This is a genomic window from Chryseotalea sp. WA131a (assembly GCA_025370075.1).
GTDB lineage: Bacteria > Bacteroidota > Bacteroidia > Cytophagales > Cyclobacteriaceae > ELB16-189.
Genome location: CP073016.1, coordinates 1061839 through 1074640 on the forward strand (window position 1 = coordinate 1061839; position 12802 = coordinate 1074640).

General features: G+C 41.8%; 13 protein-coding genes and 1 pseudogene. 5 read left to right on the top strand and 9 right to left on the bottom strand.

The genetic code is table 11. The features are described from left to right. The first annotated feature begins 126 nt into the window (after window positions 1-126). From KA713_04870 to KA713_04880, 3 genes and pseudogenes are all read left to right on the top strand, one after another. Window positions 127-497: pseudogene (locus KA713_04870) on the top strand (DUF1080 domain-containing protein). Between the two features lie 136 nt (window positions 498-633). Continuing rightward, window positions 634-1377, top strand: a complete 744-nt coding sequence (locus KA713_04875) for a hypothetical protein (GenBank protein UXE67929.1) — start codon at window positions 634-636, stop codon at window positions 1375-1377. Then, window positions 1367-1678 (top strand): hypothetical protein, encoded by a 312-nt coding sequence (locus KA713_04880; protein UXE67930.1) that lies wholly within the window; start codon window positions 1367-1369, stop codon window positions 1676-1678. Before KA713_04875 ends, KA713_04880 begins: the two co-directional genes overlap by 11 nt. Window positions 1679-2061: 383 nt before the next feature. On the opposite strand, the gene KA713_04885 is transcribed toward KA713_04880, so the two are convergent. After that, the gene (locus KA713_04885; protein ID UXE67931.1) at window positions 2062-3219 is read right to left on the bottom strand and encodes a hypothetical protein; all 1158 of its coding nucleotides are present in this window, start codon (window positions 3217-3219) and stop codon (window positions 2062-2064) included. Between the two features lie 173 nt (window positions 3220-3392). On the opposite strand from KA713_04885, the gene KA713_04890 reads away from it, so the two are divergent. Next, window positions 3393-3698: a glycoside hydrolase family 16 protein gene (locus KA713_04890; protein ID UXE69037.1), complete on the top strand. Its 306-nt coding sequence runs from the start codon at window positions 3393-3395 to the stop codon at window positions 3696-3698. A 109-nt stretch (window positions 3699-3807) separates the two neighbouring features. Then, a complete protein-coding gene (locus KA713_04895) occupies window positions 3808-4623 on the top strand; it encodes a T9SS type A sorting domain-containing protein (protein ID UXE67932.1) in 816 nt (271 codons plus the stop codon). Window positions 4624-4645: 22 nt separating this feature from the next. On the opposite strand, the gene KA713_04900 is transcribed toward KA713_04895, so the two are convergent. The 8 genes from KA713_04900 to KA713_04935 form a co-directional block, all read right to left on the bottom strand. Further along, complete coding sequence (locus KA713_04900; protein ID UXE67933.1) at window positions 4646-5635, bottom strand: glycosyl transferase; 990 nt, start codon at window positions 5633-5635, stop codon at window positions 4646-4648. Next, window positions 5632-6486 (bottom strand): UDP-2,3-diacylglucosamine diphosphatase, encoded by an 855-nt coding sequence (locus KA713_04905; GenBank protein UXE67934.1) that lies wholly within the window; start codon window positions 6484-6486, stop codon window positions 5632-5634. The genes KA713_04900 and KA713_04905 overlap by 4 nt, the downstream gene beginning before the upstream one ends. A 107-nt stretch (window positions 6487-6593) precedes the next feature. After that, on the bottom strand, window positions 6594-7271 hold the full coding sequence (gene trmB, locus KA713_04910; GenBank protein UXE67935.1) for a tRNA (guanosine(46)-N7)-methyltransferase TrmB: 678 nt from the start codon (window positions 7269-7271) through the stop codon (window positions 6594-6596). After that, a complete protein-coding gene (locus KA713_04915) occupies window positions 7268-8551 on the bottom strand; it encodes a bifunctional folylpolyglutamate synthase/dihydrofolate synthase (GenBank protein UXE67936.1) in 1284 nt (427 codons plus the stop codon). The genes trmB and KA713_04915 overlap by 4 nt, the downstream gene beginning before the upstream one ends. Window positions 8552-8615: 64 nt before the next feature. Next, window positions 8616-9212 carry a PorT family protein gene (locus KA713_04920; GenBank protein ID UXE67937.1) on the bottom strand — a complete coding sequence of 199 codons (597 nt, stop codon included), beginning with the start codon at window positions 9210-9212 and terminating at the stop codon, window positions 8616-8618. Between the two features lie 254 nt (window positions 9213-9466). Continuing rightward, window positions 9467-10009: a lysophospholipid acyltransferase family protein gene (locus KA713_04925; GenBank protein ID UXE67938.1), complete on the bottom strand. Its 543-nt coding sequence runs from the start codon at window positions 10007-10009 to the stop codon at window positions 9467-9469. Between the two features lie 2 nt (window positions 10010-10011). Further along, the gene (locus KA713_04930; GenBank protein ID UXE69038.1) at window positions 10012-11997 is read right to left on the bottom strand and encodes a urocanate hydratase; all 1986 of its coding nucleotides are present in this window, start codon (window positions 11995-11997) and stop codon (window positions 10012-10014) included. An 8-nt stretch (window positions 11998-12005) separates the two neighbouring features. Then, on the bottom strand, window positions 12006-12770 hold the full coding sequence (locus tag KA713_04935) for a patatin-like phospholipase family protein (GenBank protein UXE67939.1): 765 nt from the start codon (window positions 12768-12770) through the stop codon (window positions 12006-12008). Window positions 12771-12802: the final 32 nt, after the last annotated feature.

Sequence of the window (12802 nt, forward strand, 5' to 3'; positions counted from 1 at the left end):
ACCGTAGCCTTAGCGAAGGTGGGAAAGAACACTCCTGCTAGGTCGTGATGAAACAAATCTGTAAGCAAATCAAAACCCTCAATCAGGCGTAAACCTGTTTACCGATAAGAAGTTTACAGACTTAAATTGCACATCGAGTTCCGTTATCCTAAAGACAACAACAGCGGTGTATATTTGCGCGTTCGCTATGAGGTGCAAGTAACTGATAGCAAAGAATTGGATCCTTGGGATAACCAATTTAGCATTATCTATGGATTCTTGATGCTCAATCAAATAGTGGCCAAAGAAGCTGGTGAGTGGCAGAGTTATGACATCACGTTGGTTGGCAGAACTGTGATAGTGGTGGCCAATGGAATTACTGTAATCTGTGATCAAGGATACCTGGCATTACAAGCGGAGCAATTGATAGCCACGAAGCCGAGCCCAGTCCATTATTTTTACAAGGCAACCATGGTCCAATTGAATACCAAAAAATAGTGGTTACGCCCGCTAAGTAATCAAACACAGTTTTTTTTGTTAGCATTATCTTTACTGGTATCGATCAAAAAAATCTCTATGTCATTTTTATTTTAGACATTTGGTTACCAAAATCTCATCTTTAGCATCAAAACGGTAACCCTAAACTGAATCAACATGAAAACAAAAAGATTTTTTCTTTTGGCCCATGTATTATTTGCGTCTCAATTTTGTTTGTCGCAAGACCTTACGGACCTCAATGAATTTATGAAAGCAGAAAAAGCTGACGCAAATCGTCTTTTGGCTTCATACATATCACCCGCGCTCAATGCAATTTCAAACGGAACCAATACCGGTTGGTACACAACAGCCAAAACACACAAGCCACTAGGGTTTGATTTAGGTGTTTCTTTGTCCGCAGTGTTTGTGCCTTCCTCTGATAATTATTTTACACCGTCACTAACCAACACAACTTTCAACAATACTACTAATCCCGGTGCAGGAGCTCCAACCGTATTTGGCCCGAAAGATTTAACCCGGTACACCTCTAGTTATGATCCTGATGGTAATGGCCCTTTGGCCAGTCAATCCATTTCATTTGATGGACCTGAAGGGTTGGATCTAAGCAAGAATGTAGGTTTAGGTGCTATGCTTGTGCCCATTTTGCAGGTAGGTATTGGTACAATCAAAAATACCGATCTTAAAATAAGGTACGTTCCCGAAATCAAAAAAGAATCTTCGGGTATCAAAATGTTTGGCATTGCTGTAATGCATAGCCTAAGCCAATACATGGGCAAACTGAAAGAGATGCCTTTTGATTTGGCAGTGCTGGCGAGTTATAATTCCGTTTCAGCCAATTCTAGCTTAGTGAGTACAACAAGTGTCGTTAGCAAAGATGGCAACCTTACCAATGAAGTTTAACTCCTGGTCCATCCAAGCACTTATTTCCAAAAAATTGTCTGTGCTTACCCTGTACGCTGCAGCGGGCTATGGTTCGGTTAATTCAACTGCCGACATTACAGGCACTTTCACTTTTAATGCCAATCAGGAAGGTTCTTCTCCTATTTCTGTAACAAATCCACTCGCTATGTCTGTCGATAACAGTAGTGCCCGCTTAACAGGGGGATTACGGGTAAAGTTGGGTCCTTTTTATATTAATGGCGACTACACGTTGCAAAAATACAACACTCTTACAGTGGGAACTGGCCTAGCGATTCGCTAGTAAAAATTAATTATTTTTAATTTGGGTATGAGCGACCTTCTTTTTTTGAAAGAAGGTCGCTCCTTTTACATCCATTAAACTCATTTTGTATCAGCAGGTTCCTAAAATAGTACTCTTGCCTGTGCTCTAAATCTGTGTTAAAGTTAGTGACTATTGCTCGAAGGAATCAATTATCTTCTGTAAGCAATCTATCAAAGAACACAATCTGAAAGCAAATCACAACAAAAGCCCCAACGAGTAGATCGGACAAATTAAAATCAACCTACTGTAAAGAATCGACATCATTTAAGTTGGGATGGCAAGGAGGTGATGTTTTTAGTTAACTCGATTATTCGCTGAGACAATTTTGTAACAGTCCTTTCTTTTAAAAGGGTAATACGAAATCAGTATTCTAAAATAAACTTAGATAAGTTCTTATGTGTCTCCAGTTTAAACTTCTTTCGCAGACGATATCTGGCTATTTCAACACCGCGTGGCGAAATGGTCATCAGGTTGGCAATTTCCTTTGTGTCCATGTTCAGACGAAGGAATGCGCAAAGTTTTTGCTCACCGGGGGTCAGGTCAGAAAATTCACTTGTCAAGCGTTTTAAAAAATCGCCATGCACGCGGTCAAAGTGATGTTCAAATTGTTGCCAGTCTTCTTGTACTTTTAATGTAGTGTCAATTTCTTTGATGATCCGCTCCAAAGCTTTTTGCTGGTCTTGCACCTTATCGGTTGCTTTTGCTTGCCTGATTTCTTCTTTGATGTTATCCATGAACTCGTTCTTCACCACCAGGTTCATGGTAGATGCAGCTAGCAAATTATTGACATGGCTCAGTTCTCGTTTTATTTGTTCTTCCTTTAAATCTTGAAGTTCTTGTTGCTTTGCAGCCAGCTCTGTTTGTTTTACCACTTCCAGCCGATTTTGTTTTCTTCGGTAATACTGTCGCTGTTGCCTGTAAATTTGGTACAAAACAAAAATGGCCAACAAAAAATAGAAAGACTTGGCAACATTGCTTTTGTAAAACAGTGGTGTCACTTCTATCTCCAATGGTTGGCCGGTGATAATTTCGCCCCTGGGGTCAACGGTCTGCACCACAAACGTGTAACTTCCTGGTTTTAGGTTGGTGTATTCCTTTGTGCCAGAAGTACTCCAGGCTCCGTATCCCTCATCAAAGCCTTTGAGGTAAAAACGAAACTGTTGGTTGCTAACATCTTTAAATTTAAACGACTCTACTGTCAACTGCAGCACTTTGGTGCCTTCCGAAATCTGTATAGGTGCCACCTCATCAGTTCTCGCATCAAATGGTTTGCGCTCGTAAAGCACACTGTCTTCTGCAACGCTATATACCCTGCTTACCAGCGGGGCTTTGGTAAAAGATACTTGCTCTTCCAGCTCAGGGTTGTAATAGATAAATCCTTCATTGGCGTTGAAGATTACGCCATGCTGCACATTGCTGGAGATATGAAGAAGGTCGTTGTTGAAGGATTGCCTTAACTGAAACAGCGCAGTCGGCAAGTACACATAATTTCCCAGGCTCACTTGCTTGAACATGCCCATCTTATTTTCTGAATGAACGTATATATTTTTGTTTCTGTCTTGCGCGAACTGGTAAACCCACTGCTTCCCAACTGTTTTTGAGAAAATCTCTTGCTCTACAATTTCATCATTGGTTTGGTCTATTTTAAAAATGCCTTTTACAGTCTGCCCGACTCAATTCAAAGTTTGCTTTTATTTATGGGCGAGTAGATGTTCGCGCGAAACTTCCGAGTGGTGCTGGCACTTGGCCTGCAATCTGGATGCTAGGAAAAAATATCAATGAACCCGGAGGTTTCTTCTCCAATCAATTTGGGACAGTTAGCTGGCCCGCCTGTGGCGAAATAGATATCATGGAGCATTGGGGCAATAATCCCAATGTGATTCACGGGTCTATTCATACGCACTCAAGTTTTCGGAAGCACCATCAACACGCGAACAAAAATACTCTCTCAGGTCAGCAGCACCTTTTATGTTTATTCTATCGTATGGGACGAAACTAAAATAGATTTTCTGATCGATGACGTTGTTTTTTACACCTATAGCCCGAGCGTAAAGGACGCGAACACATGGCCGTTCAACAAGCCTCAATACCTATTACTCAACATCGCAATGGGTGGAGTGGGAGGAGCCGTTGATCCCACTTTCACAGAATCTTCCATGGAGGTGGACTATGTAAGGGTTTATCAAAAGGGAGTTCCTCCTCCTGTCAACACCCAAACCATCACCTTTCCGTCCATACCCGATCAATTGATTTCCAATCCACCATTTCAATTGACTGCTATAGCAAGTTCCAACTTGCCGGTGCAATATTCTACACTATCTGATAAAGTAATTCTCAATGGAAGTACGGTTACAATTGTCGGCACCGGTCGTGTTTTGATTAAAGCAAACCAGTTGGGCAACAGCACCATTAGTGCTGCGCCAGAAGTCGCCCAATCTTTTTGCATCAAACCTGTGCAGCCATTCGTTACAACTGCCGGAATCAATACAGATAAGGTCACCCTCACCTCAAATGCAACGACAGGAAATCAGTGGTTTAAGAATGGGTCGGCCATACCAGCCGCTACCAACGCCACGCTGTTAGTTTCCTCGCCAGGCGTGTACAGCGTTCACGTGGTAGCTGACGATTGTGTCAGTGATTTCTCAGATGAAATTTCAATTATAATCACAGCGGACTCACTCGCGTTTGTTAGCACCATTGTCCTCTACCCCAATCCTGTTGGAAGTTTTCTTTATCTCACGGGAATAAGCGAACAGGTAGCCGAGGCAAGAATAACAAATATGCACGGACATGAGGCCGATATCGTTTTGACAAGGGAAGGTGATGTCTATCGAGCTAGCACCGACCATCTTGTGCCGGGCTTGTATATCTTAACACTCAAAACCGCGCATGAATTACACAAAATCAAACTAATCAAGCGATGACTCGGTCTTTTAGCCATTCTGGTTAATCCGCAAATTTGTTAAAGAGGTGTTCAACCGCATCGGCCGTCACGTCAGGAAAAGAAAGATTTAGTGGCTTTGCTTCTTCAAGCCATTGGGCTATTTTTTTGACCGACTTCTTTTTAACTTTCTTTAAAACAGGAACGCCCAACTTTTTTAGTGCAGCTGCATTGCAATGTTGTTCGTATTGGCTCTTCATCGGCACTACCAACAATTTTTTGTTTAAGTGCAATACTTCGGCTGGAGTTTCAAAACCAGCCCCACACAATACGCCACTGCTGCTCACCACGCTTTCTATAAAATCAATACCGCTTACAGGGAAAACTGAAATCCGACCTACATGATAGGGCTTCGTGGTATGTTTCGAAAAAATGTGCCACTTGATTTTGCTCAACTTTAGTAATCTTTGAACCAACTTTTTATCATCATAAGCTGGCAAGTAAACCGTGTAATGACCATCATCTGTAACCTTTGCTTGACGGATGGCATTTCGGATAACGGGTGTAAAAATATTCTTATCGTATTCCTCAAAATGGAAGCCCACATATTTTTTAACAGGTGCGTAGTTTTTAAGCATCCACTCACCAAACGGATCAATGATTTTTGGCCGCGGTGCTTTTTTAGAAAGCAAGGCCGCTTGGTGACTAAGGGATACAATCTTTACTTCTTTCCGCTTGCAAGCCCAAGCACTGATAGGCTCAAAATCGTTGATGACCAAATCATAATTCTCAACGGGAAAATTTTTTATTTCTTTGATAACATCTTTGGAGCTGTTCTTTTGAAAGGTCTTCAAAAAATTGATGCCCCCACTTTTCCCAAAATAAAAACTAAGACCTTTTGACTTGTACTTTACCGGATAGGGCAACACAATTTCGGCTTGGGCACCGCTTACAAACAAATCGAGACTGCCGTATTTTTTAAGTTCGGGTATGATGTCAATTGCCCGGCTGAGGTGACCATTGCCGGTGCCTTGAATCGCGTAGAGTAGCTTCATTTTTTAGTGGACAGAAATTCACTGACAAGGTCTTTAAATATCTCGTCATTATCCAGCGAATGGCGTATATGTTTTGATAATTTTATCTTTTGTGCCACCAAATCATCTTGGTAATTATAGATCCTCCAAACTCCTTGCTGGTATTCCAGGGCAGTTAGGTTTTCTACCCAATCCCCCGAATTGAGGTAAGTCACCTCCCCTTTCTCGGTGGTTATCTTCCGCATAGCAGGCTGATGGATGTGTCCACAGATCACATAGCTGTACCCGTTGCTAATGGCAATGTCGGCTGCCGTCTTCTCAAAATCATCAATGAACTTAACCGCCTGTTTTACGCTGTCTTTTACTTTTTTACTTAACGAGATTTTCCCTCTTCCCAGAAGTTTGCTGATAAAATTCACAAACGAATTGATCACAATCAATGTATCGTACCCGATCGCGCCAAGCTTGGCCAGCCATTTCGAGTATTGCATGGTTACATCAAACACATCGCCATGAAAAATCCAGGCCGACTGTCCATTTAACGACAATACTTTTTTATTGGCAATTTGAAAGGATCCGAGTTTGAAACCAGCAAACTTGCGAAGCATTTCATCGTGATTGCCTGTTAGGTAAGTGATCTTGGTTCCCTTGGCCAACAAGCCGGTAATGTGCTTCACCACTTGCATGTGCGACTTTGGCCAATAGCGTTTGCTAAACTGCCACATGTCGATGATGTCGCCATTTAAAATCAACCGTTTGGGCTTGATGGATTTGAGGTAGCGGAGCAGTTCTTCGGCATGGCAACCATACGTGCCCAAATGAACATCAGAAAGGATGACCAATTCAACTTCGCGCTTCCGCTTCTTTGCCATTACAATGGTTAGGTGAACAAAGATACTTTGTGCAAGGCTTTTCTTACGGGAAGCTGTGTTATCAAAATGTTAAGGTGACGATTCAGATACGGAATGTTAGGTACTGGCTAGTTCGTACTCGTTTGCTGCTCCTTAAATCTAAATCGTAAGTACTTGATGGTTTCACCTTGGGCAGCAAATATTTCTTCGTACTTGGTTTTGATATCGAAGCATTCGGCCCGAAGGGTTGAAGCATATAAATCGTGGGTAAATTGATAGTCCTCAATATCAGTGCGTAAACTCAATTCATCTAATGTAAAATTGAAAAGGTCTGTGCTGTCTGTTTTAAATCGAAAATACCCTGCTGGGTGCAAGATTTTTTTATACATGTCTATAAACACACGGCTCGAAAGCCTTCGCTCGGCATCGCGCTTACGCGGAAGTGGATCCGGAAAAGTGAGCCATATTTCGTTTACTTCGCCTTGCTCAAAAAAACTTTCAATGAACAAAATGCCTGTGCGCAGAAAACCAACATTCGCCAGTTGATCTTCCACCGCCCACGTACTGCCTTTCCAAATGCGATCACCCTTTTTGTCGATGCCGATAAAATTGCCATTCGGAAAATGCTTGGCCAATCCTACAGTGTACTCACCCCTACCACAAGCCAACTCGATGGTAATGGGCAGACTGTTTTTAAAGTAGACTTCGTTCCACTTTCCTTTGATCGTATTAAAAAGTTCTTTGCCTGGCTCGATTACATTCTCTCTGGCCGCAATAATCTCAAATCGCTTTAGTTTGCTCTTCATAAATTCTCAATCTCGGCCACCACAAAAGTGCTTCCTCCAATAAAAATCATATCCTTTTGAGTAGCTCGTTCATTTGCTTGACAAATAGAGTTGTTCACATTTAGTATTACCTCTCCCCTCAGGCCTGCCGCCTTGGCTTTTAAAAATAATTCATTTGCATCCATCGCCCGTGGAATGTTTGCCTGACAAAAAAAATAATAGGCACTGCTGGGCAGTATCGAAAGTATCTTTGAAACATCTTTGTCGTTTACCATCCCCCATACCATAAATAGCTTTTCAAATTTCTGGGCTTTGATTTGCTTTAGAATCTCCATTACGCCTGCTTCGTTGTGACCCGTATCGCAAATGGTTAACGGATTGTCTTTCAGTTTTTGCCACCGCCCTTTTAATCCTGTTAAAGTGGTTGTATTCGATAAACCTTTTTCCGTTGCTTCATCTGTAATTTTAAACCCCAAGTTTTTTAGTTCATCAAGGGTAGCCAATACACCTGGCAAATTTTTTTGTTGGTAGATTCCTTTTAAGTCCAGTTCGTAAGTTGACGTCACTTTATCATCTGTGACCTGAAACTTTCCGTATCCTTCACCGACTACTTCATATTTTTTATCGGCAAAAACGATTGAACTACTTTCACTTTTCGATTTTTGGACAAACACCTCCTTAATTGAATCTTGTGTTTCGCTGATCACAACCGTCACTTCTTTTTTGATGATGCCAGCTTTTTCAAAAGCTATTTTTGGTAAAGTATCGCCCAACAAGTTCATGTGGTCCCAACTGATATTGGTAATTAACGAAACAAGCGGTGTGATCACGTTCGTAGAATCCAGTCTACCCCCTAGGCCAACTTCCACCACGGCAATATCTACTTTTTGCCTAGCAAAATAATCAAACGCCATGGCCACGGTAATCTCAAAAAATGAAGGTTGAATTTTATCAATACTTGATTGAATTCTATTCACGAAATCAACCACAAATGCTTGATCTATTTCTTGGCCATTGATGCGGATGCGTTCGGTAAAGTTTTTAAGGTGAGGCGAAGTATAAAGCCCCGTTTTATAACCCGCACATTGCAACACGGCTGCCAACATATGTGACGAGCTACCTTTGCCATTCGTACCTGCCACATGAATGTTTTTAAACTTATAGTGAGGATTGCCCAAGGCTTCGCACAGTTGAATAGTATTGGTCAGGTCGGCTTTATAAGCCACTGCCCCCACCCGCTGATACATGGGCAGATTTTGGTATAGAAACTCAACGGCTTGTGGGTAGCTCGAAATCAACATGGTGCAAAAGTAAAGAGCCAATCCTTATGCAAGACTGGCTCTTCTAAATTCTTTTGAGAAATAATTACTTGCCGAATTTGAAGAGTTTGTAGCCAAGTGAAATTTGAATTACTTGGTTTTTAATTTCTGCAGAGGTACTTGTTCCTTCATTTATTTTTGAAAGACCTAAGTTGTAACGAGCATCAATTGACAAGCCAAATGGTGCATCCCAACCAAGCCCTAAGGCTGCGCTGATATCAGAACCTTTTAATTTGTCAACGATTGTACTTCCATTGTTTACATTGATTCCAACGGGCACGTTACCTGATGCAAAGCCAAATTGAGGACCGACCTGAAGATTGATGCCAGCAATGGTATAGAGTTTTAAAATGATCGGAATATTGAAATAATCGTAGTTGGCGTCAAAGCTAGTGGTGTTCACTTTGAATGCAGAGCCCTGCTTTGAATAAATTAATTCTGGTTGAATACCAATTTTTCCAAGTTTAATTAACACAAAGGCACCTCCGTGATAACCTGTTTTATTGCTATACGCTGCAGATATACTGCTTGCATCTAAATTAGCAAAGTTTAATCCACCTTTAATGCCAATGGCAAACTGCGCTTGAGAATAAGCCGATACTGATGCAATTGCAATCAACAAGATTAAAAATGATTTTTTCATTGTTTATAATTTTTCTCAAAGATAACTATTTTAGCAAATAAACTTAAATACCAAATAGTAGGAATAAGTCAGCATTGGGCTCCGTAACGTAACTGTCATTGGGGAAAGACTTTGCACTTGAAACAGTGGCAATAAAAACGGATAAGATTACTGCAAAAACTTTTTCTCTCATGGTTGATTAATTTTTTTGACGTGAGAGTAGCAAGAATCCAAATCTCAAAAACTTTTAATTAGTGAAGGCACAGAATTAACGACTAAAGGCCGTAGGCAGGATTTTTCCCTTTCACTTGTCGGTAAAACGATAGAAGAAAATTCATATCCTTTTCCATGTCATCGGAAGGCAATATCGGTTGGCCGATAATAATCGTCTTGATTGAGAAATCAAATCCAACTGGAACGATGGGTACATTTGCTTTTTTGGCGATATAATAGAATCCCGTTCTAAGTTTCTCTACTTTTTTGCGCGTGCCTTCTGGTGCCATCGCCAAAATAAAATGATCATGATTGGCAAAGTAGCCGGCTACTTGTTCCGTAATGTCATTCCTATTTTTCCGATCTACGGGGTATCCGCCTAGCCATCGGAAGAACCAACCAAAAGGAGGCTGGAACAATGAATCTTTCCCTAAAAATTTTGCAGATTCTAAATGAAGAATGCTTCGCGCCATTACCCCTACTACAAAATCCCAATTGCTGGTATGGGGTGCCACGGCCACCACGAATTTTTTAAGGTCTGGAAATTTACCCTTAATCTTCCAGCCAGCAATCCAAAAGATCAATCGATAGATGGGGCGAAACATGTCTAACTAATTTTATCTAACAAATTATCTTGGACCAAGTGAGGTATGGTTACGCTTACATTTTTCTCGCGTTGAATGGTCGTCAATGCATTTGGGTTTCTTGCCCAAGCGCGCCTAGCGATTCCGTTGTTCACATCAAAATGCAACATGTTTTTTAGCCTCCTATCCGCAACAACGGAACCATCCAATAACAGTCCAAATCCGCCATTGATTACTTCTCCCCATCCTACTCCCCCACCGTTGTGGATTGAAACCCACGTAGCTCCACGAAATGAGTCGCCAATCACATTGTGGATGGCCATGTCTGCGGTAAATCGAGAACCATCGTAAATGTTAGATGTCTCTCGGTACGGGCTATCTGTTCCCGATACATCATGGTGATCGCGACCTAACACTATCGGTTCAATTTTTCCCTCTCGAATGGCTCGATTAAAAGCTTCAGCAATTTTTATTCTGCCTTCGGCATCGGCATACAAAATCCTAGCTTTGGAGCCAACCACTAAATTATTCGCTTTTGCGGATTTAATCCAATTGATGTTGTCAATCAATTGTGCGTGAATGTCAGAAGGGGCTGATTCTAAAATGCTAGTCAATACTTCGGCAGCTAGATTATCCGTAAAATCCAAATCTTGCTGCTTGCCCGAAGTGCATACCCATCGGAAAGGGCCAAATCCATAATCGAAACACATGGGCCCCATAATGTCTTGCACATACGATGGGTAAATAAAATTCACGCCATCCCCTTTCAAAATAGCAGCTCCCGCACGTGATGCTTCCAACAAAAATGCATTACCATAGTCGAAAAAATAAGTACCGTTATCTGTATGCTTTCGAATGGCGGTCGCATGCCTGCGAATCGACTCCTGTACTTTCAATTTAAACGCATCAGGCTGTTGACTCATCAAGCGATTTGATTCTTCAAAAGATAATCCAACAGGATAATAGCCGCCTGACCATGGGTTGTGCAGCGATGTTTGATCAGAACCTAAATCCACATATACGTTTTCATCAGCAAACTTTTCCCACACTTCTACTACATTTCCTTGGTAAGCAAGCGAGACAATTTCCTTTTTCTTTTTGGCTTCTGTCACACGACTAACCAATTGATCTAAGTCATACATTACTTCATCCACCCAACCCTGCTCATGTCTCTTTTTTGTTGCCTTCTCGTTTACTTCGGCAATCACAGTTATGCAGCCAGCAATGTTGCCTGCCTTGGGTTGCGCACCACTCATTCCGCCAAGGCCAGAAGTAACAAAGATTTTACCCGCAAGCCCTTCCCCTTGTTTCGAAATTTTTCGGCCTGCATTTAAGATCGTAATGTTGGTGCCATGCACAATCCCTTGCGGTCCAATGTACATGTAGCTACCAGCTGTCATCTGTCCGTATTGTGTTACGCCCAAGGCATTGTATTTTTCCCAATCGTCTTGCTTGGAATAATTAGGGATCATCATCCCGTTTGTCACCACCACTCGTGGAGCTTCTTCGGAAGAGGGAAACAATCCCATGGGGTGACCACTGTACATGTGCAAGGTTTGATCGCCCTTCATAGTGGCCAAGTATTGCATAGTCAATAGATACTGCGCCCAATTTTGAAACACTGCACCATTCCCTCCATAAGTGATCAACTCATGTGGATGTTGTGCTACGGCAGGATCCAAATTGTTTTGGATCATCAATTGGATAGCCGCTGATTGCGCAGTCTGACACGGATATTCGGAAATTGCCCTTGCTTTCATGTCATACTCCGGACGAAAACGATACATGTAAATTCGCCCAAACTTTTGAATCTCTTCGTAAAATTCTTGAGCCAACACTTCATGATGCCGAGGATGAAAATAACGCAATGCATTTTTCAGGGCTAACTTCTTTTCATCGATTGATAAAATATCCTTGCGCTTAGGGGCATGACTTACGGAATAGTCAAAAGGCTTGGGTGAAGGCAACGCTTCTGGAATACCTCTTAAGATTTCATCTTTGAAGTTCAAGGCGGTGGTCATGCGGAGGGAAATTGAAAATGATGTGGTAAAAAATTGCTTTTTGTGAACTTATAACCATAATCAAAAATCTCTTGCGCTTTGCTAATGTCAAAGCTGCCATACCTGCTCATATTGGGTGGCTCAATGTACACATCGCAAAGCGCTTTGCTTACCAAGGTATTTGCATTTATGGCCATTAACAAGCTGCGCTCAATTACCGTACGCAAACTATTGGGGTCAAAATCTTGTGTAATGTGATTGCAGTGTAGCCCAACAATTTTATCACAAGCATCGCGAATAGGCCTAACGGGTAGATTGTCAAACAAACCACCATCTACATACAATCCACCCTTGAACGACATCGGGTTGAACACGGCTGGAATACTGCAGGAACTCAACACAGCAGGTATCAATTCGCCAGAAGTAAAATATTCAATTCTTCCTTTTCGAATTTCGGTGGCAGCTACCGTCAATGGCAATTTCAATTTTTCAAAACTGTTTTCAGGAATGTGCTTTAGCAAAAGCTCTTGCAAGCCGTCCATTCGCAGCAAACCGGCCCAAGTCCAGGCAGGGCGCACAGATTTAAAGATGCTTAAGGATTTAATGAGTGCAAAGATTTCATCGGGTGAATATCCATAGGCATACAGTGAGCCGACTATCGAACCAGCACTGGTGCCAGATACCGCGGAAAACTTCACACCCATTTCTTCAAGCGCTTTTAGAACGCCAATATGTGCCACCCCCCTAGCACCGCCACCTGAAAGTACGAGTCCGAGTTTCATCGATTACTTAGTTATGGGTACAATTTAGTAAA

What these genes read in the sequence shown, in the direction of transcription:
- KA713_04875 (UXE67929.1), top strand. Translation starts at nt 634, where the DNA reads ATGAAAACAAAAAGATTTTTTCTTTTGGCCCATGTATTATTTGCGTCT.
- KA713_04880 (UXE67930.1), top strand. Translation starts at nt 1,367, where the DNA reads ATGAAGTTTAACTCCTGGTCCATCCAAGCACTTATTTCCAAAAAATTG.
- KA713_04885 (UXE67931.1), bottom strand. Translation starts at nt 3,219, where the DNA reads ATGGGCATGTTCAAGCAAGTGAGCCTGGGAAATTATGTGTACTTGCCG.
- KA713_04895 (UXE67932.1), top strand. Translation starts at nt 3,808, where the DNA reads ATGGGTGGAGTGGGAGGAGCCGTTGATCCCACTTTCACAGAATCTTCC.
- KA713_04900 (UXE67933.1), bottom strand. Translation starts at nt 5,635, where the DNA reads ATGAAGCTACTCTACGCGATTCAAGGCACCGGCAATGGTCACCTCAGC.
- KA713_04905 (UXE67934.1), bottom strand. Translation starts at nt 6,486, where the DNA reads ATGGCAAAGAAGCGGAAGCGCGAAGTTGAATTGGTCATCCTTTCTGAT.
- trmB (UXE67935.1), bottom strand. Translation starts at nt 7,271, where the DNA reads ATGAAGAGCAAACTAAAGCGATTTGAGATTATTGCGGCCAGAGAGAAT.
- KA713_04915 (UXE67936.1), bottom strand. Translation starts at nt 8,551, where the DNA reads ATGTTGATTTCGAGCTACCCACAAGCCGTTGAGTTTCTATACCAAAAT.
- KA713_04920 (UXE67937.1), bottom strand. Translation starts at nt 9,212, where the DNA reads ATGAAAAAATCATTTTTAATCTTGTTGATTGCAATTGCATCAGTATCG.
- KA713_04925 (UXE67938.1), bottom strand. Translation starts at nt 10,009, where the DNA reads ATGTTTCGCCCCATCTATCGATTGATCTTTTGGATTGCTGGCTGGAAG.
- KA713_04935 (UXE67939.1), bottom strand. Translation starts at nt 12,770, where the DNA reads ATGAAACTCGGACTCGTACTTTCAGGTGGCGGTGCTAGGGGGGTGGCA.